At 42.9% G+C, this 20,721-nt stretch carries 18 protein-coding genes; 1 reads left to right on the forward strand and 17 read right to left on the reverse strand.

What is annotated here, in order from left to right:
* Positions 1–7: 7 nt before the first annotated feature.
* The 6 genes from QWZ17_RS09245 to QWZ17_RS09270 all read right to left on the reverse strand — a co-directional run bounded on the left by QWZ17_RS09245 (position 8) and on the right by QWZ17_RS09270 (position 10,278).
* Positions 8–1,009 carry a 4-hydroxyproline epimerase gene (locus QWZ17_RS09245; RefSeq protein WP_290304890.1) on the reverse strand — a complete coding sequence of 334 codons (1,002 nt, stop codon included), beginning with the start codon at positions 1,007–1,009 and terminating at the stop codon, positions 8–10.
* A gap of 64 nt (positions 1,010–1,073) precedes the next feature.
* Positions 1,074–2,015, reverse strand: a complete 942-nt coding sequence (locus tag QWZ17_RS09250) for a dihydrodipicolinate synthase family protein (protein WP_290304892.1) — start codon at positions 2,013–2,015, stop codon at positions 1,074–1,076.
* 582 nt (positions 2,016–2,597) lie between these two features.
* A complete protein-coding gene (locus tag QWZ17_RS09255; RefSeq protein WP_290304893.1) occupies positions 2,598–3,620 on the reverse strand; it encodes a LacI family DNA-binding transcriptional regulator in 1,023 nt (340 codons plus the stop codon).
* A 141-nt stretch (positions 3,621–3,761) separates the two neighbouring features.
* Positions 3,762–4,997, reverse strand: a complete 1,236-nt coding sequence (locus QWZ17_RS09260; protein WP_290304894.1) for a sugar MFS transporter — start codon at positions 4,995–4,997, stop codon at positions 3,762–3,764.
* 486 nt (positions 4,998–5,483) lie between these two features.
* On the reverse strand, positions 5,484–7,838 hold the full coding sequence (locus QWZ17_RS09265) for a GH92 family glycosyl hydrolase (protein ID WP_290304895.1): 2,355 nt from the start codon (positions 7,836–7,838) through the stop codon (positions 5,484–5,486).
* Positions 7,839–8,043: 205 nt separating this feature from the next.
* The gene (locus QWZ17_RS09270; protein WP_290304896.1) at positions 8,044–10,278 is read right to left on the reverse strand and encodes a glycoside hydrolase family 2 protein; all 2,235 of its coding nucleotides are present in this window, start codon (positions 10,276–10,278) and stop codon (positions 8,044–8,046) included.
* 297 nt (positions 10,279–10,575) lie between these two features.
* Here QWZ17_RS09270 and QWZ17_RS09275 point away from each other — a divergent pair, with 297 nt between their 5' ends.
* Positions 10,576–11,094: a hypothetical protein gene (locus QWZ17_RS09275; protein WP_290304897.1), complete on the forward strand. Its 519-nt coding sequence runs from the start codon at positions 10,576–10,578 to the stop codon at positions 11,092–11,094.
* Positions 11,095–11,155: 61 nt separating this feature from the next.
* On the opposite strand, the gene QWZ17_RS09280 is transcribed toward QWZ17_RS09275, so the two are convergent.
* The 11 genes from QWZ17_RS09280 to QWZ17_RS09330 all read right to left on the reverse strand — a co-directional run bounded on the left by QWZ17_RS09280 (position 11,156) and on the right by QWZ17_RS09330 (position 20,399).
* Positions 11,156–12,496 carry a deoxyguanosinetriphosphate triphosphohydrolase gene (locus QWZ17_RS09280; RefSeq protein ID WP_290304899.1) on the reverse strand — a complete coding sequence of 447 codons (1,341 nt, stop codon included), beginning with the start codon at positions 12,494–12,496 and terminating at the stop codon, positions 11,156–11,158.
* Positions 12,497–13,032: 536 nt separating this feature from the next.
* A complete protein-coding gene (locus QWZ17_RS09285; protein WP_290304900.1) occupies positions 13,033–13,689 on the reverse strand; it encodes a LysE family transporter in 657 nt (218 codons plus the stop codon).
* A 3-nt stretch (positions 13,690–13,692) separates the two neighbouring features.
* The gene (locus tag QWZ17_RS09290; RefSeq protein ID WP_290304902.1) at positions 13,693–15,483 is read right to left on the reverse strand and encodes an NRDE family protein; all 1,791 of its coding nucleotides are present in this window, start codon (positions 15,481–15,483) and stop codon (positions 13,693–13,695) included.
* A complete protein-coding gene (locus QWZ17_RS09295; RefSeq protein ID WP_290304903.1) occupies positions 15,471–15,971 on the reverse strand; it encodes a hypothetical protein in 501 nt (166 codons plus the stop codon). The genes QWZ17_RS09290 and QWZ17_RS09295 overlap by 13 nt, the downstream gene beginning before the upstream one ends.
* A gap of 20 nt (positions 15,972–15,991) precedes the next feature.
* Complete coding sequence (locus tag QWZ17_RS09300; protein ID WP_290304904.1) at positions 15,992–16,399, reverse strand: DoxX family protein; 408 nt, start codon at positions 16,397–16,399, stop codon at positions 15,992–15,994.
* A gap of 13 nt (positions 16,400–16,412) precedes the next feature.
* Positions 16,413–17,111 (reverse strand): phosphopantothenoylcysteine decarboxylase domain-containing protein, encoded by a 699-nt coding sequence (locus tag QWZ17_RS09305; RefSeq protein ID WP_290304905.1) that lies wholly within the window; start codon positions 17,109–17,111, stop codon positions 16,413–16,415.
* Positions 17,112–17,124: 13 nt separating this feature from the next.
* Positions 17,125–17,565, reverse strand: a complete 441-nt coding sequence (locus QWZ17_RS09310; protein ID WP_290304906.1) for a YHS domain-containing (seleno)protein — start codon at positions 17,563–17,565, stop codon at positions 17,125–17,127.
* 37 nt (positions 17,566–17,602) lie between these two features.
* The gene (locus QWZ17_RS09315) at positions 17,603–18,073 is read right to left on the reverse strand and encodes a YHS domain-containing (seleno)protein (RefSeq protein WP_290304907.1); all 471 of its coding nucleotides are present in this window, start codon (positions 18,071–18,073) and stop codon (positions 17,603–17,605) included.
* Positions 18,074–18,424: 351 nt separating this feature from the next.
* Positions 18,425–19,273 carry an alpha/beta fold hydrolase gene (locus QWZ17_RS09320; protein WP_290304908.1) on the reverse strand — a complete coding sequence of 283 codons (849 nt, stop codon included), beginning with the start codon at positions 19,271–19,273 and terminating at the stop codon, positions 18,425–18,427.
* Positions 19,274–19,475: 202 nt separating this feature from the next.
* The gene (locus QWZ17_RS09325) at positions 19,476–19,757 is read right to left on the reverse strand and encodes a hypothetical protein (protein WP_290304909.1); all 282 of its coding nucleotides are present in this window, start codon (positions 19,755–19,757) and stop codon (positions 19,476–19,478) included.
* Between the two features lie 18 nt (positions 19,758–19,775).
* Positions 19,776–20,399: a sigma-70 family RNA polymerase sigma factor gene (locus QWZ17_RS09330; protein WP_290304911.1), complete on the reverse strand. Its 624-nt coding sequence runs from the start codon at positions 20,397–20,399 to the stop codon at positions 19,776–19,778.
* Positions 20,400–20,721: the final 322 nt, after the last annotated feature.

Raw genomic sequence — 20,721 nt, forward strand, 5'->3', positions numbered from 1 at the left:
GTAGCTATTATATCACCTGAAAACCGTGCGCGTACGGATCATCATCATCAATTTTGATGGTGTTGTAGCCGTAAACCTTGGCCCAGCCTTCTACACTTGGGATAATGGCATCTAATTCGCCTATCTTAACCTCTTCCTCTACCCTGCCGGTAAATTTGCTGCCTATGATGCTTTCGTGGATAAAAGGCTCGCCAACTTTAAGCTTGCCTTTGGCATGCCATTGCGCCATACGTGCCGATGTGCCGGTACCGCAAGGTGATCTGTCAATCGCTTTATCGCCATAAAAAACAGCGTTGCGGGCGGTTGATGTTTCATCTAACACTGCGCCAGCCCAAAGGATGTGGGTGCAGGTGTTAATGGTAGGATCTTGAGGGTGTACAAACTGGTATTTTTCGTTGATGCGTTTGCGCAAAACCTGGCTCCATGCAATCAGCTGTCCGGCAGTGTAGTTTTCAATACCGCCAAAGTTTGGCTGCGGATCAACAATAGCATAGTAGTTACCACCGTATGATACATCGATGGTTAAAGTGCCCAGATCAGGACATTCCACTTCCAGATTGGTAGCTGCAAGATAAGCGGCTACGTTTTTCAACTTAACCGAGGTAACTTTTTTACCTTCCTGCTTATATTCAATCAGTACTAAACCGGCCGGTGCTTCCATGCGCACAATGCCTGGTACTTTAGGCTGAATTAATCCTTCTTCAATAGCTATGGTGATGGTACCAATAGTACCATGGCCACACATGGGCAAACAGCCGCTGGTTTCAATAAATAAAACTGCCACATCATTAGCCGGGTCATGAGGGGGGTACAATATACTGCCCGACATCATATCATGCCCGCGGGGCTCAAACATCAGGCCGGTACGTATCCAGTCGTACTCTTTTAAAAAGTGCTGACGTTTCTGGCTCATGTTATCGCCCTTAAGCGTGGGGCCACCGCCGGCAACCAATCGCACAGGATTGCCACAGGTATGGGCATCTACACAAAAAAAAGTTTTACTACTCATATATAAGCTAAAAGCTTAAGGCGCAAGGCCAAAAGCTTTGATTTTATTTATAGATATTGTGATTTTATTGAGCCTCAACTTCGGCCAGTTTTCCCCAGCTGCCAGCAGGCAATTCAGGGCGAACAGCAATCGCATCGTTAATGATTTTTAATACTTTGGTACGCTCTTCGCCAATTAAAGGCAAACGTGGGGCACGTACGTTTTCGGTACCAATGCCGTTGGCCACCTCGGCCAGTTTAATGTACTGAACTAATTTAGCGTGAATATCCAATTCCAATACCGGTAAAAACCAACGGTAAATGGTTAATGCTTCGGCAATTCTGCCGGCTTTTACCAAACGGAAAATAGCAACGGTTTCTTTAGGGAAGGCGTCAACCAAACCGGCAACCCAACCATCGGCACCCATCACCAAACTTTCCATAGCCAGGGGATCAACACCTGTTAAGATAGCGAAACGGTTACCAAAACGGTTAATCATTTTAGTAACGTTTGATACATTACGGGTTGATTCTTTTACAGCCTGAATGTTATCATAAACCGATAGTTTTTCAAACATATCCAGCGTAACCTCAATTTTATAATCAACCGGGTTGTTGTATATCATAATTGGCAGTTTGGTGCTTTCGGCAACCGCGCCAATAAAGGCCAAAGTTTCACGCTCTTCGCTGTTGTAGCGCATTGGCGGCAACAACATTAAAGCATCGGCACCGGTATCAAACGCCCTTTGGGCACAAGCAACAGCAGCTTTGGTAGTTTGCTCGGCAATGTTAAGTATTACAGGTACTTTGCCGGCTACAAAGTCAATAGTGTGTTTTAATAATGCAAACTTCTCATCATCGCTCAGCACGCTGGCTTCGCCTAATGATCCGCCCAAAATGAAACCATCAACACCAGCTTCCAGCTGCGCGTTCAGGTTTACATCAAATGCATCAAAATCCAGTTCGTCATTATCGGTGAACTTGGTGGTTACCGCAGGGAATACGCCTTTCCAGTCAAAAGTTATCATTGTATCTATTTTTTAACAAAATTAAGGTTGTAGATAGTTATTATTCATTTACAATTTAACAATCATTAGCCGGATTTTAACTTCATTTATCTTTTTTTGTTAAAAAAAGTAGACTAAGGTAAGTTTTTGGGTTAAGATATGGTTAAGGGAGGGTTGTCTGAAGGAGGAAATTATTGAATTATTGAATTATTGAATTATTCTTTTTTTCGAAGTCTTTATTCCTTTATCCAAAAATCTTTTGTCCAAAAGTCCAAAAGTCTTAAAGTCCTTTCTCCAATAATGGCGTTGCCTGCGGCCGGGCTGTATGCTCATACAGCGCACAAGGCCTTAGGCGCAAGGCAGGTATCCGCTGCCATCCCTAACGCGATTGTCTGAATCAGAATTTTCAGAATTTGAGAATTAGCAGAATAGGGATATTATGAGTCCGTGATCCTTGGACTTGTGAAATTAGAACGCGCAATGGGCACGCAGAAATTTATGCCGAATTAGATGTCGTAAAAGCCAGACTTACGAAGTTTTAAAAACTTCGTAAGTCTTCTCATTTTTCAAAAAGTCTTAACTCTTGATTCTTGACTCTTGATTCTATCCCTTCAAAGATGAATTCCTTATCCTCAAATCGGTTTTAAGTACAATAGATTGTGGTTTGGCAGATGATGAGCGGTCATTAAGTTTCTCTAACAATACGGTGATCACATTATCGGCTATGGCTTCAACCGGTTGAGCGATGGCTGTTACCGGGGGCGAGTGCAATTTAAATACATCATAATCATCAAAAGAAATTACGGCAACATCGGTAGGCGCTTTTTTGCCTAACTCGTTCAGTACTTTTAAGCCGCAGGTACCAATATGGTTGGTACCGAACAATATAGCATCTATATCCGGGTTTGCTTTAACAAAGTCGCGAAGGGGAGCCATAATTTGCTCTTCATCCTGGTTAAAGGGGATTTCTTTAATGATAGGAGGCTTAAAACCATTGCTTATTATGGCATCGCGATAACCTTTTACTCTATCCATCATTTGGGTTTGATGGGATGCAAAGGTTACAAAGGCTATATTTTTAAAACCCTGATCCATTAAATGCTTTGTAGCGTTATAGGTACTGAAAAGATTGTCGACCTCAATAAAATCGGTTTTAACGCCAGGCAGGTGCCTGTCAAACAATACCACCGGCATGCCATCTTTGATCAGCGATTGAATATCTTCTTCAATCCCTTCTGGTGGTGCCATAATGTAGCCATCCACGTGCCTGTCGCGAAACATGCCTATCAGGTCCTTGGTTTTATTGGTATCATTATCGGTACTGCAATAAATGATCTTGTAACCATTTACATAAGCCCGATCTTCTATCAGGCGTGCAATGCTGGCGAAGAATGGGTTCGAGATATCCTCTACCATCAAACCAATGGTATTTGATTTGCCGGTGCGTAAGCTTTTGGCCAACGAGTTTGGTTTGTAGCCAACCTCGGCTACATGTTTCATTACACGTTCAACAAGATCATTACTGATCCTTTTTTCCTGGGCGCGCCCGTTAAGGATAAATGATATAGTAGTTTTTGATACGTTTAGCTCGTTGGCGATGTCAACAATTGATAGTTTCTTCTTCACCCCTTTTATATATTGGTTATTTCAAATATAGGGCAATATAAGGAGATTGTAAACACAGCATCACCAGTTAATCGATTTATTTTAATACTAAATCGGTTAACTATAAATATGATGCTGAGAATGTATCCTGTAGCGGGAAAGCTAAACCGCTTTTTTATTTAACCTTGGGTACATAAAGCCAAACGCGAATATAACAACGTAACAAATAATAGGCAAATAATAGGCGGTAGCCACGTTGTGGTTGGCAATTTGGCCCATCACTAACGGAAATAATCCGCCACCTACTACACCCATTACAATAAAAGATGATGCCTGCTGTGTTTTGGCGCCCATATCTTTCAAACCTAAACTAAATATGGTAGGGAACATGATACTGAAGAAAAAGTTGATGAATAACAACGCGATAAACGAAGGCCAGCCAAAGCCCTGCGCTACAATAATACACATCACAATATTGCCCAGTGCAAATATCGACAGCAGTTTATATGGTTTGATAAAGCGCATCAACGCGGTACCTGCAAAACGCCCCACCATCATCATTACCATACTTAACGAAAAATAATACCCGGCATGCTCATCTGATAAATGCATAATTTCGCGCCCGTAATTGATAAAAAAGGCCCAGGTGCCGCCTTGCGCGCCAACATTGAATAATTGAGCTATGGCTGCAAAAACAAAATGCTTATGTTTAAATAAGCTCTTATTGGTTTCTTCCACACCGGCAACTGCGTATGAATCTTCGGCAACCACATGAGGATCGGTAAGGTCTGGCACCTTTACCATCGAAAACAATAAAGCTACAGCGGCAACAACTATGCCTATGATGATATACAGGTGCTTAACCGACACCAGGTCGTTTGAATGTTCTTGTCCGGCTTTTAATACAAAGTAACTGCCCACGAGCGGACCAATAATTCCACCTACCCCATTAAACGCCTGAGCAAAATTTATCCGCTGGTCGCTGGTACGCTGATCGCCCAGGGAGGCAACAAACGGATGGGCCACGGTTTCTAAAGTAGCCATACCGCAGGCCAGTATAAATAATGCTATCCTGAAAAATATAAACGACTCGGCATTTGCGGCCGGAATAAACAAAAACGCGCCTATAGCGTAAAAGGTAAGTCCCATTAAAACACCAGCTTTATAGCCGAAACGTTTCATAAATAAGCCGGCGGGGATACCCATAAAAAAGTATGCACCAAAAATTGACAATTGCACGTAGGCCGATCTTGACTTGGAAATATGCAACACATTTTGAAAATGCTTATTCAGCGTATCGCCAAGGGTCATAGAAATACCCCACATTAAAAATAGTGAAGTAACAAATATGAGTACCACAAGGTACTTGCGTTCGGTAAAGTTGGGCTTGGTGCTCATTATAAAGGTTTATTCAGTTGTTAATTGGTGATTGCAAATTAATTGAAATCTTTGAATTATACACATCTAAAACGATTTATTTTTTCATAAAATCGCTTTTACCTCTTTTTAACCCCAATCTTATTGATGAATGGGCAACCTTTTCGTTAAATTTTAGCGGCAATGCTCCTGAAAGCGCCTTTTAAATCCCAATCAGCAAAATTGGGGCTAAAGCCCTCTTCCATGGCTACTTATATGAGCCGTTGGCTAAAGCCAGAATGGCAATGAATAAAAAACTGATAAAAGCGAATTAAAAATTCATTGCCGTCCCATTTATGGGGGCGGAAGAATAGCAGTCGAAAAACCGGCTTTAGCCCAAATAAACCCGGTATTTTTAAAGCGATTTACCAAGGGAATCTCATCCCCCAAAACTAATTGTGCCTGCAATATATATTACAGGCACAATTAGCATTTTTAATAAGTCAATACAATTCGGGATCACTGCTATTATAAAACACCCCAGTTTTTATTCGGCTTATTGCCCATGGTTAGTTGCAAATTGCCGCCTGCCGCTATATCCTTATAATCAATATAACACTTGTTATAAGCCTTGCCGTTTAACCTGGCACTCTGAATATAAATATTTGTTGCCGAGTTATTGAGCGCTGTAATACTAAAGGTTTTGCCTTTGGCATATTTAGGATCGAGCTTTAAAACTACTTTGCTGAATACCGGACTGGTAATTTCCTGCCTGGTATCACCAGGGCAAACCGGGTGAATACCGCTGGCCGCCAGCACATACCAGGCCGACATTTGCCCTACATCCTCGTTTCCCACCAAGCCATCAACCGAGTTGTTATAGGCCCGGCGACAAATAGCGCGGGTCCACTTTTGGGTAAGCCATGGCGCGCCCAGGCGATTGTATAAAAATGGAACGTGATGCACGGGTTCGTTTGAGTGATTGTAATAATCGTTCCACATCATGTTATCGGGTGTTTTTTCAAAAAAGTTGTTCAAATCGGCAATAACCTTTTCTTTGCCGCCCATCATCCGGGCCATGCCCTGCACATCCTGTGGTACAAACCAGCCTTGTTGGTAAGGGTTGCTTTCAACTGTACCATACCACTGCTTTGTACGGGCCGAATCGGGCCAGGCTTTCCAGTTGCCATTGTCATCCTTAGGCCGATACCAGCCCTTTTCAGGATCAAACACGTTTTTATAAGACTGACCGCGTTTATTGTATTTTTCGGCATCGGTAGTTTTGCCCAGCCATTTGGCTAACTGCCCGGTACACCATTCGGTATAAGCATATTCAAGCGTATTAGAGATACTTAAATCTCCGCCTGTAAAACCTTTATCGCCATTGCCAAATTTTTCTGCCGAACCTACCGCCAGGCGGTAAGCCTCTGGCACGTTAAAATTGCGTATTCCTTTGGCATAAGCATCTGTTATTACCGATACCGCCGGGTTGCCCAGCATACAACCGCTATAGGCGTTTAGCAGTTCCCAGCGCTCCAGGTAATCTTTTTGCTTTTCCTGCGCCAGGGTTACCAATGAGTTAACCTCATCATTTACCAACGATGGATTGATAATAGTTTGCAAAGGCATTTGGCTGCGAAAAACATCCCAGCCGCTAAAAATAGTACGCTTGTTAAAGTTAGCCGCATGATGTGCCTTACCATCGCCACCGGGATAATTACCATCCACATCGCTCACAATGCGCGGATCTATCATGGTATGATACAGCGCTGTATAAAAAACAGTTTTTTGCTCTTTGGTACCACCATCAACGCTAATTTTAGATAAGGCATTATTCCATAGGGCAACCGCTTTTTGGTGCACCGCGTCGAAATTAAAATCTTTGATCTCGGTATTTAAATTGTTTTTTGCTCCCGCGATACTGATAAAAGAGATTCCTGTTTTAAGGATCACCTGCTCGTTGGCTTTGGTGGCAAACTGGGTATAAAAACCCAGATGTTTACCTTCTTTTTCTTTCACGCCTTTTAAAATGGGGGCGGCAGCTACCTGGTTAAGGTACTTAGTGCTGGTTACATCATCCAACTTGCGGCTCCAGCCGTCGGGGATATCGGCACTCCAAACGCCAAAATCTGTTAAAGGCTTGCTGAACTCGGCATAAAAATAAACGGTATAATCGGCATGGCCGTCGCCATTGCCCCAGCCACCGCCGTCCGGGGTGCATTTCATGTAACCTTCTATAGCATGATCATTTACCACTTTTACATATTGCAGGGTTGAAGTGCCCCCTACCCTGCGGGCCAGGTCAATCTGTATGCGCGATTCTTTATTTTGCGGAAAGGTAAAACGTAGCATGCCGCTATGCGGGGTTGCCGTCATTTCGGCTTTAATATTATAATCTGTCAGCAATGCACTGTAATACCCGGCAGATGCTTTTTCACTCTTTTTATCATATTTAGAACGGTAACCGGCTAATGATCCATCAATTTTGCCGGCAATGGTTTTTAGCTTACCGGTGGTAGGCATCACCAAAAAGTTACCCAGATCGCCATACCAGCCAATGCCGCTCATTTGTGTCATGGCAAAACCTTCAATAGTCTTATGTTCAAAGCTGTAGCCAGATCCGTTATCGCCGCCGGTGATGGTATTAGGGCTTACCTGTACCATACCATAAGGTGTTGCCGCTCCCGGGAAAGTTTTACCCAAACCATGGTATACCCCGGCGTCATCCGTGTTGGTAGTGGCACCAATAAAGGGATTTACATAAGTTGCCGGGCCTTGTGCTTTTACAATTAAGGTGCTGATGGCAAGCGCTGCGGTTAACAATACCGCATAGCATTTTTTACGCGGCAGCGTTTTAAAAACAGCCTGTTTTGTGTTGGTCATTTTTTTAATCGTGAAGTTACGTTTAGCAGATGGTTTATTTAGATTGACAATTATAGGCCAAATTATTTAATAAAATCGATTTAGCAAAATATGATTAGAAAAATAAATTCGGTGAATTGTTTCCCTACGAGCAAATACCATAAGCCCTAAAATAAAATAGCCCCGGCAATTGCCGGGGCTATTACACAAATAATTGTATTTAAAATTACGGTTTCGTTTTACTCAATAACGAAATACCGGCATCAATATATTGCCCCCCTACTGTTTGGTGGCAATGAATGGCTATCACGTTTTTACCGTTCAGGTTAAGCGCTGCTTTACCCTCTTTGGTCATTTGGGCTACAGTATACCCGGATGTAGCGCCATCAATGGTAGCTGCCTTAACACCGTTAATGTACACTTCGCAGGTTTCATCGTGGTGAATGTATAGCACCAGGTCGTATTTATTGATGTTTTGGGTTACATTTAAGGTAAAATCCTGCCTTACCCAAATATCGCTGCTATCCCAAACGGTTTTTACGTTTACACCGGGTGTAAAGCTGGTACCAAAACCACCGGGACCGGTTTTCCATGCTAAATCGTTAAAGCTTTTGCTAAACCAATCGTCGGCGGGTTTAGCAAATGTATATTTCCAATCGCGACTGTTGGTTTGCGATGACGGCAGGATATCGGTGATGTACATATGATCGTTAATGATCTTTTTGTTTGACGCGGCAATGTTTTCGGCACCGCCTTTGTCAATTTCCCTGTCGTAGGTAAGCAAGCCGTTCAGCTCCACTTCCACGTCGGTAATTTCGGTGTATACCGCCGCGCTAAGACCTTTGTTGGTTTTGTATAACACCAGGTCGTTGGCATAAGTATCGTACAGATTGGTATAATCCTTTTTATTATCAATCATGATATAGGTAGGACCAGATTTCCAGATATGGCCGGGGATGATATAACCTATACCGCCATACTCGCCGCATGCCAAAACCTGGGTTTTACTTTCGGGCGCTGCGGGCGGCGGATAGCTATGGATATCCATAAAATCGCCCACGCCAAAATGGTTGCCACCACTGGCCTGGTTAATAAGGCGGGAGCCATCAAGCTTGCGCACCATATCAACCAATTGCGGTGTATTATGCTGGCCTTGTGCCTCGTTGAACACCACCCAGGTAACAATACTTGGCGTGTTCCAATGGGTTTTAACCATGCGGGTAAGCTCAGACGCATAGGCCGCGGTATCAACGGGTGGCGTATGCTCTGTGTAAGAGTTGGGTGATGGCATATCCTGCCAAACCATTAAACCCAGTTTATCGGCCCAGTAATACCAGCGGTATGGCTCTACTTTAATATGCTTGCGCACCATGTTAAAGCCATAATTTTTCATCATTTGCAAATCGTTTTTAATAGCGGCATCGGTTGGGGCGGTATAAATACCATCGGGCCAGAAACCCTGGTCGAGCGGACCAATCTGGAACAAGAACTTATTATTAAGGAACAGTTTTTTGTAACCATCCTCGTCACCTACCGAAATTTTGCGCATCCCAAAATAGCTTGAAACCGCGTCGACACTTTTGCCATCTTTTAACAGCGTGATATCCAGATCATACAAAAACGGAGAATCTGGCGACCATAACTTTTCATTAGGCACCGGTACGCTAATCTCTTCATTGGCAACACCGGTGGCATTTTGTACAACTTTACCACCATCTTTTACCTTTACGGCAACAGTATAACCGGCAGCTTTGGCATCGGTACTTATGGTAAGTTTTACTACCGATTTATCGATATCCGGCGTAATCCTGATATCGCTAATATTGGTAACCGGCACCGGCTCCAGCCAAACGGTTTGCCAGATGCCCGTAGTTGGCGTATACATAATACCTTGCGGATGTAAGCTTTGCTTGCCGCGTGGCTTACCGGCATCATCGGTAGCGTCATATACCCTTACGGTTATATCCTGCTCACCAGCGCCTTTGAGGGCCGAAGTAATATCGTAGCTAAACGGATCATAACCACCGGTATGCACGCCCATGCTTTTGCCGTTCACAAATACTTCCGATTCATAGTCTACCGCGCCAAAATGCAGTAACACATGCTCGCCTTTCCAGGTGGCCGGAACGGTAAATTTACGGCGGTACCACAACCTCTCGTGATGCTCCATCACTCCAGATAGCGCGGATTCTACCGCGAAAGGAACCAAAATAGTTTGCGCTAATTTGCCAACAGGCGTGGGTTCGCCGGCTTTACCTGGTTGATACTGCCAAAGGCCATTGAGGTTAAGCCACTTTTCGCGGGCAAATTGTGGCCGGGGATAATCGGGCAATACGTTTTTTGGATCAACATCTTTTGCAAAACGCGTCATGAGTACCGCCTTTTTAGGTTGCCACTCCTGGGCAAACAACAAGCCGGGCATAGCTACAAGCGCTACGGAAAGTAATTTTTTAATGTTCATAATTTTTAGGTCGATATACTTTATCGCGCTTGTACAACAGGCGTGTGCAAAGCGCAAAATGCTATTACCGGCTAAAATTATACTAAAAAGCTATGCGGTTTTAACCCGCAAGTATGTTTGATTTATTTTGAGGAAAAGTTGATACGATTTGTAGGGGTGGCAGCAAGGAAGCGTTTTAGAAATCCAATACGCCAATCTGCATATTTTGAAAATCAGTTTATGGTGGCACAATTGTACATTTGATAAAAACAGCGTTAATCGTTTAGAAATAACAAATATGTTACCATCAATCAGATAATGATTAAAATCCTAAATAAATATGGAATAGTCTTTCACAAGAAAATTGACAAAAATCCCATCACTGGTTTCGACGAAATCGAACCTATTATGGACACACTAATTGATGAAAAAAATTTATTGCAGCAAGGCAAATTTTTTCGAACATTATTTTCTTTTAATACTCTTAATATTTTTAGAATGAATATGGAAATTTTAGAAAAATATAATGTGGTCTTTTATAGGAATACCGAAGGAAAAAAGTTAACTAACGGCCAAAACCCAATCAGCTCCTACATCGACATATGGCGGCACGCTGATGACATAGAAGACTTTCTATCGGATGTTAACTTATGCCTTAATGGACAAATAGAGTTGGTGGAAGACACAGACTACAGTGATCCTTTACGGCAAATATACGGCACCTTGACAAGTGATAATTTAATTGTTTCGTCAAAAGGAGGCGCAAACCCTATAAATATACCTTTGGCTGATTTTAAGATTCTGTTATTTGCATGGAGAGCGTTTCTAAAGTCATAGAAGATTTTGAGATCGTATATTAATCATCTAAAATATATAGCGAATAATCTCTTAGTCCGCCCTACAACGATGGGAACGAAATCCCCTTAATCTTCCTGAACAATTCAACCGCGTACAAATCCGTCATTCCTGATACAAAATCCAGTATGGATTGAATTTTGGAGTAATCGTCTTCGTTTTTGGTGAGGAATTGTTTGGGAATCAGTTCGATCAGCTTTTGATGATATTTTGAATTATTTTGCAGATAAGCTGGAATAAACTCCTCCAATATTCCGCCCATTACTTTATAACCGGCAACCTCTATCTGTACAACCGACGAGTAATTATAGACCCTTTTGATAGAAAGCTTGGTGATGTTTTTCATGATCTGCCTGAATGGCTCATCAATCAAATCAATCAAAGCCTGGTTCAGGTCGCCGGCAAGGATGGCTTCCTGCTCGCGATAAAACACGTCAGAGCATTGCTGTATCAGCGTATTGATAGACCGTGCACGCAGGTACCCAACTTTGGCGTCATCGTCGTCAATATCATCTAAACGGGTTCGCATTTTAGGATCGTTACATAAAGGCAGCAGCAGATTTTCAATTTCCTGGTACGAAAGGATATTTAAACGGTGCGCGTCTTCCAGGTCAATAATATTGTAGCAGATATCGTCGGCAGCCTCTATCAGGTAAACCAGCGGGTGACGCTTATAAATCAGCGGACTGTCCTGTACCTGGCTTAAACCCAACTCATCGGCTATCTTTTTAAAGCCCTCTTGTTCCGACTGAAAGAAACCGTATTTTTTGGTGTAGATATTAGCTTTGTTTCCGCCGACGATTGAAGCGCAGGGATATTTGGCTATGGCGGCTATGGTTGCGTAAGTAAGCGCGAAACTGCCGTTGCCCTTGCCCGAATAAGCGTGCGTTAATATGCGCAGGGCATTGGCATTACCTTCAAAATTGATAAGGTCGGCCCATTGTTCTTTAGTAACGCTATCCTGATATTTTTTTCCGTCGCCCTCGGCAAAGTAATGAGAGATGGCCGATTCGCCTGAATGACCAAACGCAGGGTTACCCAGATCATGCGCTAAACAAGCCGCCGAAATGATCGTATCAATATCGGCCATCAATGGCAAGTGGGCATCAAGACCGGGGTCTTCTGCTTTGAGTTTATTGTAAAAGATACGCCCTAATGATTTACCCACACTGGCAACCTCCAGGCTGTGGGTAAGCCGGTTATGAACAAAAACGCTACCCGGCAAAGGAAATACCTGGGTTTTATTCTGCAATCTTCTGAACGGCGACGAAAATATGATGCGATCATAATCGCGTTGAAACTCCGACCTGGCATCAACCTGGCTGGCTACGTATTTAGCCTCGTAACCCCAGCGTTTTGCCGATAATAACTTTTCCCAATTCATAAAATATGCAATTACCCGGTAGCTTTTAAATTCCCGGCAATATTATCCTATAAATCTCAATAAATTATAAACGTATGGACATTTTATGGTAAGAATTATTCATCAGGTAATAAGTGACGAACCTTTTTGGTGAGTCGCTTTTAGAAAGGTAGCCGCTACGCGGCATCTTGCGGGTGGTGGCGATTGGGCTACAAATAGGTAGCCGCGATGCGGCAAAAAATCAATTGACAATAATAAGCCTAAGAAAATAAAATTGTTAATATCTCACAATGATGCACGCAACGTAGCGGCTACCTATTTGTAGAAAAAAAAGCAGAAGATTTTATACGCCGTAGGTGCTACCTTCTTAATCGCAAAGGCAAGTGTTTTCCTCTTAATTTAAATAACCTTTCCTCCCAATGTGCATTATATCTCACAATCATACCTGCCGCATAGCGGCTATCTATTTGTAGAAAAAAACGAGAAGATTTTTATGCGCCGTAGATGCTACCTATCCAATGCGGATGCAATCTGACAAATCTAAAAACGATTACTAACTAAGCTTGTGATACCCCGCCCAAACTTACCTTCTTAGCTATCAATTTATAAGCTAACACCAAGCCGGTTAACAATAGCGTACAGCCCAAAATCCAGTTAATCAAGTTATGCTGTGCTTTAAGGGCATCCATCAAATAATTACCGGCAACGCCGTAAAGTATAAAGGCCAGCAATGTGCCTGTGCCAATAGCAGCGATGTAGACGTTATAATCCCCTGCCTTTGATGCTAATACCTCACGACCTTTTAGTACTGCCGTCCAGCCCAGCCAAAAGGGCAAATGGAGTGGATTAAGCAAACTCAACACCAGTCCAGAATAAAATGGCTGCATGCCTACAAAGGGCAAATCATCCTGAAAACTACGCATATGAAATGCAGCCTCTAACGTTTTGTAAGCCAAAATAAAGATCACCACACACATAAAAGCGCTCAGGTATCTGAACAGCTTTTGCAGGTGGCCAAGCTTATCCAGCAAAAACAGGGCAAGCCTTACCAATACAACTTCTACAATAATAGCTGCGAGTCCGAATTGGGTAGCACCGGAAAAATTACCCTTTAGCGCGTAGTTGGCCACATTGGCGTTTAAGGTGCCAATAGGCAAAGCCCCTATAAAACTGATGCTGAAAGCAACAAAAAACAATTTCAAATATTTGCTCATGGTTTAGGATACTAATTTTAGGTATTCGGTATTATTTTTTAGCATGGTGATACCTTCTCTGTACGTCATGCATTTAAGGCCTTTGTTAATCCGGTTTTGCTTGCTGATGTCGCTCAGCAGTTTCCAATGCCGCATAATCTCTTTCCATGCAAAAAATATGGAGTATTTAGGATCATAAATATGCGTTGGTTCGCTGCCTGCTCCATTCAGCTCAACTATGGTCAGGTTTTTACCTGCACAAAGTTCATCCCAGGTGTTATACATCACATCCATCCGGCCAAAATAAAACTCGGGTATTTGCTGGCATATGTTGTCAATGCTCCCGGTCAATTCATCGGTGATCAGGTGGCTCAAATCAATAAACCTGGCTCCCCTGGCGTGATTGCCGTAAGGCACCAATGTAAGTGGTTTCCCTGGTGCCAGTACTTGTGGTAAAACATCGGCATGCGTATCTTTCAATACAGGTAACTGTAATAAATAACGCGGCTCATTGATAATCAGCTCAGCTATTGTCGACCGTCCATCGCCAACCACCGTTAAAAACTCCTTACCTACTATACCCGATATGCTGCCTTTACTTTCCCCCGGTATCCTATGGTAAAATATGCCAACTTCATTTTTATAGGGTATAAAAGCCTGCAGCAAAAAATCAACTTTTATATTTTTAACATATTGGTTTAGCTCATGTAAATCATGTACTTTTTTCACCAATACGCCCCTGCCCCCAATATCGGGCTTGGCTATCATCGGGAAGCTAAACCGGTGTACTTCAATGGCGCCTTTTATCAATTCTATATCGGTCCCTGTTTTAAAAAAAAGGGTTTCTGGATTGTACTTACGGGGCATTAATTTGTAAATAAGCCATTTACTCTCCATGGCAAAACCGCCGTTTTCTATCAAAGGGTTGGCGGCACTGAAAAAGAAAAACGATCGTGCTTTAAAACTCAACCAAAACCAGTAAAACATTACCGGCAGGTAAACCGCATTAAACGGCCAGTATTCCCAATGTGTAAGCCTTATAAAAAAGCTTCTTAAACCTAAAAAACGGGGTAGCCTAACCTTGCTGGTTGCAAGTACCGCGTCTTTTTGAATGTGAAGATCGGTTACATATTGTTTATCATCTTTCAAATCATGATAGGTCATGATTACATTTTCTGCGCTTACATCTATATTGGTGATGCTCATCGTTTTCATCATTCCATCGCGGTTAATCACCAAACCATCCTTTAAATCACCACGGCCACCAAAATGATGGAAATGTAAAATATCATCGGCAGTTTTCGGAGATTCGCCGCGCCTCCAATCGCCAAACCAACTTTCCCTTTTGGCTGTTGCCATCTTATCATACAACGTTACCGACGACCAGATATAGGCCATCCCTTTATCAAGCATCGTAATATGCTTGCGCCCACCATCCCAGCGGCATTCATACAACTTACCACCCGAGTACAGCACTATGGTAAACGGCTCAATATCATATAAATTAAGCATACTGTAATAGGTGTAAGGATCATCGGCTTTAATAATATCCATTAAAACCAACCCCCTGCTTTTTTTATAAGCTGCCTGCGGCGTATGCTTTATAAAGGCACCATTGAGCAATACCACCAGGTCGCCGTTATCTTTGGCAGCTATCCAGCTGCCGTTGCGGTCGGCATCTTTGGGATACAGCAAGGTATTTTTGCCGTTGTTATATTCCCGCGGAGTAATGGCCTGCCCCCGTTTTACACTTTCGTCCCGGTTCGAGGTCAGGTAAAAACCTTCTTTTTTAGGGATGTAGGTTACTGTGCACATGCTGCCCTGAATTTGAGCGTAGATGCTGCAACACCAAACTCCGCGGGAATTTCAAGTTCGGATATAGCCTCTACCCCTATCCTTATCAATGCCATATGGTGCACGGTATGCTCCATGTTGTAAACCAGCTCGCGTAAGTAATTGGTAATTACCTGGGCGCGGTGATCGGCTTCGGCACCATACTCTACATTTAAAACAAGCTTCGTATCTGGCTTAGCCAGGCTGGCAACTATTTGATGTATGGTATCAATGGCCACGTATTTATCCGATTCGATAGCATGGTTGCGCACGCGTTTATCGTAATCAACAATCCGTTCTTCATAGCCCTTATTCAGTTCGATAAAAAACTCCAGGATGTGGCGGGTATGTTGGCCAATGGTTGATTTTGATAATACTTTTACCGGCTGCGTATATTGTTGATTAGTTAATCCGTCAATTACAAATTCTAATTGCTCCATTAGGTTGGAGATAGGTTCTTTCAATTTCATGGTGGTGGTATTTAAAATGATTAAGCCTGTTGATTAATAAATGGAATGTAAGCGATGAGCTGTTTCCTGTAGATGATAAGCAGAATTGCCGAGCAAATGAACACCGCTAACGCAAGAGTGAACAGTTGCCCACCATCGTTTTGAACTACGATGCCCAATTTGGTTAGGTGCGATAAAATAGCGCCGGCCATAATGCCCACCGCCAATAAAGCACCCAGGCTGGTGGTTTTAGGGATAACGATAAGGATAGATGCTATAAGCTCCAACGAACCTATCCCGATACGGCCCCATGGCTCTAACCCAAGGGTGCTGAATATGTAAACAGATTCGGGCGCTGCGCTAAACTTAAAGTATAAGGTTTGCAGCATAATAATGGCGGCAGCCAGGCGAAACAGCCATGTTAAAATGTTAAGTGGTACGCTTGTCATGATCGTAATGTTGTTAAGTGAGTTGTATTTGGTTGATGGTTTGATCGGTGTTGGTTTTTAGCAGTTTTAAGGCGGCCTGGGCTATATCCCTACCCGCTTCTGCCTTTGATTTAAGCGGCAATGCCCTGAATACAAAATCCTTGTTGATGATGGTGATCTTGTTGGTATCGAAGCCGAATGTTGCCCCATTGTCCTGGGTGGAATTGAGGACAATGAGGTCAAAATTCTTTTTGTATAATTTTTTGAGGGCGTTTTGCTCCTCGTCGTTAGTTTCCAAAGCAAAGCCCACAGCAACCTGGTTGTTGGTTTTTACCTGCCCAAACTCATAGGCTATATCCACGTTCTTCACCATTTTAAGGTCGAACTCGCTGGCCGACTTTTTCATCTTGTTGATATAGATCTCGGCCGGTTTGTAATCGGCTACGGCGGCAGCGAAAACAGCTATTGTCGCCGATGCGAAGTAGGCCTTACAGGCCGCAAACATTTCATCGGCCGAATTAACGTTGATGGTAGTAAGGTTTGGATTGGTAAGTGTTAAATTTACCGGACCAGATACCAGTACCACCGGGTAACCAGCCTCTAAAAAGGCAGTGGCGATAGCATACCCCATTTTACCTGACGAATGGTTACTGATGTAACGTACTGGATCAATGGCTTCCCTTGTGGGGCCAGCGGTAATTAATACCAAAGGTTTCTCTATTGCTGTGTTCATGATGTTTAGGGTTTTATTGGCCTTTAATTTCCGGCCATTTTTCGTCGGCCGTTTTGATCAAAGCAGGTTGATCTTTAGTCCACAGTTCTTTTACCTTGCTGTTGTAGTTAAAGTAAAGCTTATCGTTTACCACGGTCCAGGTATCGGTTTGGGTGGGTGCCTTGTGCCCTTGCGAAAGGCCATAAGCGCAGTAACCGCCATACTGAGGCGCGTATTTATCCGGATCGGCTTTAAATGCTTCCAGGTTTTGGCGGGAAGAGAACAGCCAGGTAGCTTCTTTCCAGCTGTAGCTTAAGCTATCGGCACCTTTAACAGGTTTCGATTCTTTGAAAAAAGCAACCGGATCATATCCTTTAATGGCTTTGCCACCGGGTGCAAAAATTTCTGACTTTTGGGCTTTGGCCTGTACAATGATGAATAACGCGAGTACGGCAATGATGATGGTACGTTTCATAATGTTTGTGGTTTTAAGTGATGATGATTTGTCCAGCTTATTTGATGATCTTGTCCCAGTTGGCATCAGCCTTACATTTCAGGTTGGCTTCGTCCTTATCCCAGGTTTTTTTGGTGTTGTTGAAAAACTTGTTGTAAAACAGGTAAAGCTTGCCATCCAATAGTTTGAAGGTGCCGGGATCAATATCTACCTTCTCGCCGGTAGCGCCCATGGCATAAGCACACCAGCCGCCATATTGTGGCTGATATTTGGCGGGATTGGCTTTAAACAAATCCCTATCCTGGGTGGTAGCGAAACGATAGGTAATGCCTTCGGTAGTTAGGGTGATATCCTTTTTGCCTTCCTGCGCTTTTTTGTTGGTGAAGTAGCTAACCGGGTCATAACCTTTTATGGCTAAACCCTCGCTATCAAGGTTATAATGTTTTTTATGAAGATCTGTAGCTGTTTGCGCTGATGCAATGCTGATGGTAAGTGCAGAGGCCAAAAGCAGGCTAAATAATTTTTTCATGATATTTTATAAAGTGTTATGGTGTTTTTCCTGCTTTGTCGCAGGATTACATCAAGCCTTACAAAAAATTTGAAAATAATTAGGAGAAGAGGCCGGGTAGACCGATCTCATTTATAAAGGAGGCACCTACGGAGCCATGTAGCGCGGTTCAATCAAACTATAAACACGATACTCCTACGGAGTTTAGCATGCCTTGCCATTTAATCTTAAAGCTGGCACACGATGATAGGCTCCAGCGGAGCCACGTGTTTATAGCATAATTATATATAGTATTTGGCTCCGTAGGTGCCTCCTGAATTTAAAAGCGGGAGGTTTGAATTACGAAGCGCCCCAGCTGCTTCAACCAAAAAGCTATTTGCTCGTTTGCAAAGTAAGCAGGTGCGCTTTGATAATATCGAAATGCTCATAGGGGATATAATGATTGGCACCGGGGATAATGATCACTTTAACATGTTTGTTAAAGGCGAGCTTTTGGGTACCGTAATCCACATTTTTAACGGTTACCAGGGGATCTTTATCGCCATGAATAAAAGTTACGGGCATGGTTAAACGGTTGTAGCAGGTATCCATTTGAAAGAGGTCTTTTTTAAAATACCAGATCTCGGTATTACAAACTCTGAATGGCCGAGGCAACAGGTATTGCAGCGGATTATAAACCACCCAGGCCCGCCATTTTTCGGCAGGTTCATCATAGGGCGATATAGAGCCGGCCAAAATAGTGATGGACGCATAAGCCTCGGGATGCTCCTGCGCAAGTTTAACCACTACAGGGCCGCCAAGGCTGTGACCCATCAGGTGAAAGGGCTTACCATTTTTCTCCTGCTTTACAATGCCATAAATAAGTTTTGATTGCTCCTGCAAATGGTAGGCATGCCCCGGATTACTATACCCAAAACCCGGGCGATCGATAGCTATGAGCCTGAAATGTTTTAACAGGTCCTTATCCATTAAATATTGGCGATACCGCTTCCATGATCCCGGCGAACCATGGATGATAAAAATGGTAGGTAAGGTATCATTGCCTACTTTAACGTAATGCAGGCGTACGTTATCCACATAAGTGTAGGTAAAACGCGGCTGCAAGCTTTGCTCATCAAATTCAACTTCGGCTTTTTTATCGGGCATGCGCATGTACCTGCATGATGCATTAAACATTAGCAGGCACGAGATTAAGGTGAATACGAACCGCCTGAATTTCATAAAATGATGATTAGATATCTGATATTTAAGAAGCGCTGGTATTAATACAAAAAGGCGTCATGGGTAGGAGGAACGACGAAGCAATCCCCAATATACAGAGCCGCACTGTAAAATTGGCGATTGCTTCGTACCTCGCAATGACGGCGCTTTGTACTATAATATCCTTGACTAACACCTATTCAAGTAACAATTTAAGCATCAATTAATTTTTATTGTTATTTAACTGCTGTTCTATCTTCTCTTTCATCTCTTTCTTAAACTCATCGTTAAGTTTCATTTCGGCGTGTGCTTCATTGTGCAATAAATTATGCACCATTTTATTAATATTGGCGCTTTGCTGCATAAATATGCGGCATACTACGCAGCCTGCAAGGTGAATTTTCAGTTCCAGCTTTTCGCGCATGGTTATGCTGCTTAGCTGCTGCTTCTCGATTAAAAAAGTAGCTTTTCTGCAGTTGTAGGCTATTTTAGTTATCTCATCCATTTCCATATCCTCCTGTATTTAATTCCAATTGCGTTGTAAACATGCCCTAAGGTTAAGTTTTGTACGATGTATAATCACCCAGAAATTGGCCGTGGTTACATTTAACTTTTCGCAAATGTCATCGGTTTTTTCATCGTCCATGTGTTTCATGGTAAAAACTGCCAGCCATTGTGACGGTAGTTTTTCCAAACATCGTTGTAAAATGCTGTTCAGCTCTTTATTTAGCATGGGGCAGTCATCTTCCAAGCCAAAAGCTTTGGGGACTTGTTCCGGTCGCCAGTTGTTATAGTCGGGCACAAAAAACTCCGTTTGCCCGGTATCCGCATCTAAGGAGACCGTCTTTTTCGCCAGCCCCGATGAAGCCTTGCGATAATTATCAATCACCTTGTTTTTTAAAATAGCCGTAAGCCAGGTTTTTTCCGAACTCCTGCTTTCAAAACTATCTACGTGCTCCAGCGCGGCCAAAAAAGTTTCCTGCACCAGGTCGCGGGCCTTATCTTCGTTATTGGTACGCGTAAAAGCATATGTGTATAAGTAATCGGCATATTTATCAACCCATTGGTGCGGATCAATCAAAAATTCGCCCGCTGATCGAGTTTGCTGCGGATCATTAAGCATCTTGTAATCAGTAGAATTATCCATAGTTAGGGGTATATTTTTTATTCGGGCAAAGTGTATTTAATGGCCTTTTTGCCGGTTAGTCGTTTTTGATTGGAAAACCTTACAAGAAAATTTAAGTTTTTTTGATAATCCAACCAAAACAAACACAAAAACCAGTAATACAGTCACTTAAATATAAAAATCTTATTGCGAATTGTTAAATCCAACAGACTCCGGAAGTAAAAGCATAACGTAGAATGCCGGACGTAGAAGACTCACCCGCCAGCCCGCCTTTGGCGGACGGCACCCTCTCTCCGGCTGCGCCGCATAGAGGGGTTTAAATAGTAGTAAATTGATATTTATC

The organism is Mucilaginibacter flavus (assembly GCF_030409315.1).
GTDB lineage: Bacteria > Bacteroidota > Bacteroidia > Sphingobacteriales > Sphingobacteriaceae > Mucilaginibacter > Mucilaginibacter flavus.

What these genes read in the sequence shown, in the direction of transcription:
- QWZ17_RS09245 (WP_290304890.1), bottom strand. Translation starts at nt 1,009, where the DNA reads ATGAGTAGTAAAACTTTTTTTTGTGTAGATGCCCATACCTGTGGCAAT.
- QWZ17_RS09250 (WP_290304892.1), bottom strand. Translation starts at nt 2,015, where the DNA reads ATGATAACTTTTGACTGGAAAGGCGTATTCCCTGCGGTAACCACCAAG.
- QWZ17_RS09260 (WP_290304894.1), bottom strand. Translation starts at nt 4,997, where the DNA reads ATGAGCACCAAGCCCAACTTTACCGAACGCAAGTACCTTGTGGTACTC.
- QWZ17_RS09265 (WP_290304895.1), bottom strand. Translation starts at nt 7,838, where the DNA reads ATGACCAACACAAAACAGGCTGTTTTTAAAACGCTGCCGCGTAAAAAA.
- QWZ17_RS09270 (WP_290304896.1), bottom strand. Translation starts at nt 10,278, where the DNA reads ATGAACATTAAAAAATTACTTTCCGTAGCGCTTGTAGCTATGCCCGGC.
- QWZ17_RS09275 (WP_290304897.1), top strand. Translation starts at nt 10,576, where the DNA reads ATGATTAAAATCCTAAATAAATATGGAATAGTCTTTCACAAGAAAATT.
- QWZ17_RS09280 (WP_290304899.1), bottom strand. Translation starts at nt 12,496, where the DNA reads ATGAATTGGGAAAAGTTATTATCGGCAAAACGCTGGGGTTACGAGGCT.
- QWZ17_RS09285 (WP_290304900.1), bottom strand. Translation starts at nt 13,689, where the DNA reads ATGAGCAAATATTTGAAATTGTTTTTTGTTGCTTTCAGCATCAGTTTT.
- QWZ17_RS09290 (WP_290304902.1), bottom strand. Translation starts at nt 15,483, where the DNA reads ATGTGCACAGTAACCTACATCCCTAAAAAAGAAGGTTTTTACCTGACC.
- QWZ17_RS09295 (WP_290304903.1), bottom strand. Translation starts at nt 15,971, where the DNA reads ATGAAATTGAAAGAACCTATCTCCAACCTAATGGAGCAATTAGAATTT.
- QWZ17_RS09300 (WP_290304904.1), bottom strand. Translation starts at nt 16,399, where the DNA reads ATGACAAGCGTACCACTTAACATTTTAACATGGCTGTTTCGCCTGGCT.
- QWZ17_RS09305 (WP_290304905.1), bottom strand. Translation starts at nt 17,111, where the DNA reads ATGAACACAGCAATAGAGAAACCTTTGGTATTAATTACCGCTGGCCCC.
- QWZ17_RS09310 (WP_290304906.1), bottom strand. Translation starts at nt 17,565, where the DNA reads ATGAAACGTACCATCATCATTGCCGTACTCGCGTTATTCATCATTGTA.
- QWZ17_RS09315 (WP_290304907.1), bottom strand. Translation starts at nt 18,073, where the DNA reads ATGAAAAAATTATTTAGCCTGCTTTTGGCCTCTGCACTTACCATCAGC.
- QWZ17_RS09320 (WP_290304908.1), bottom strand. Translation starts at nt 19,273, where the DNA reads ATGAAATTCAGGCGGTTCGTATTCACCTTAATCTCGTGCCTGCTAATG.
- QWZ17_RS09325 (WP_290304909.1), bottom strand. Translation starts at nt 19,757, where the DNA reads ATGGATGAGATAACTAAAATAGCCTACAACTGCAGAAAAGCTACTTTT.
- QWZ17_RS09330 (WP_290304911.1), bottom strand. Translation starts at nt 20,399, where the DNA reads ATGGATAATTCTACTGATTACAAGATGCTTAATGATCCGCAGCAAACT.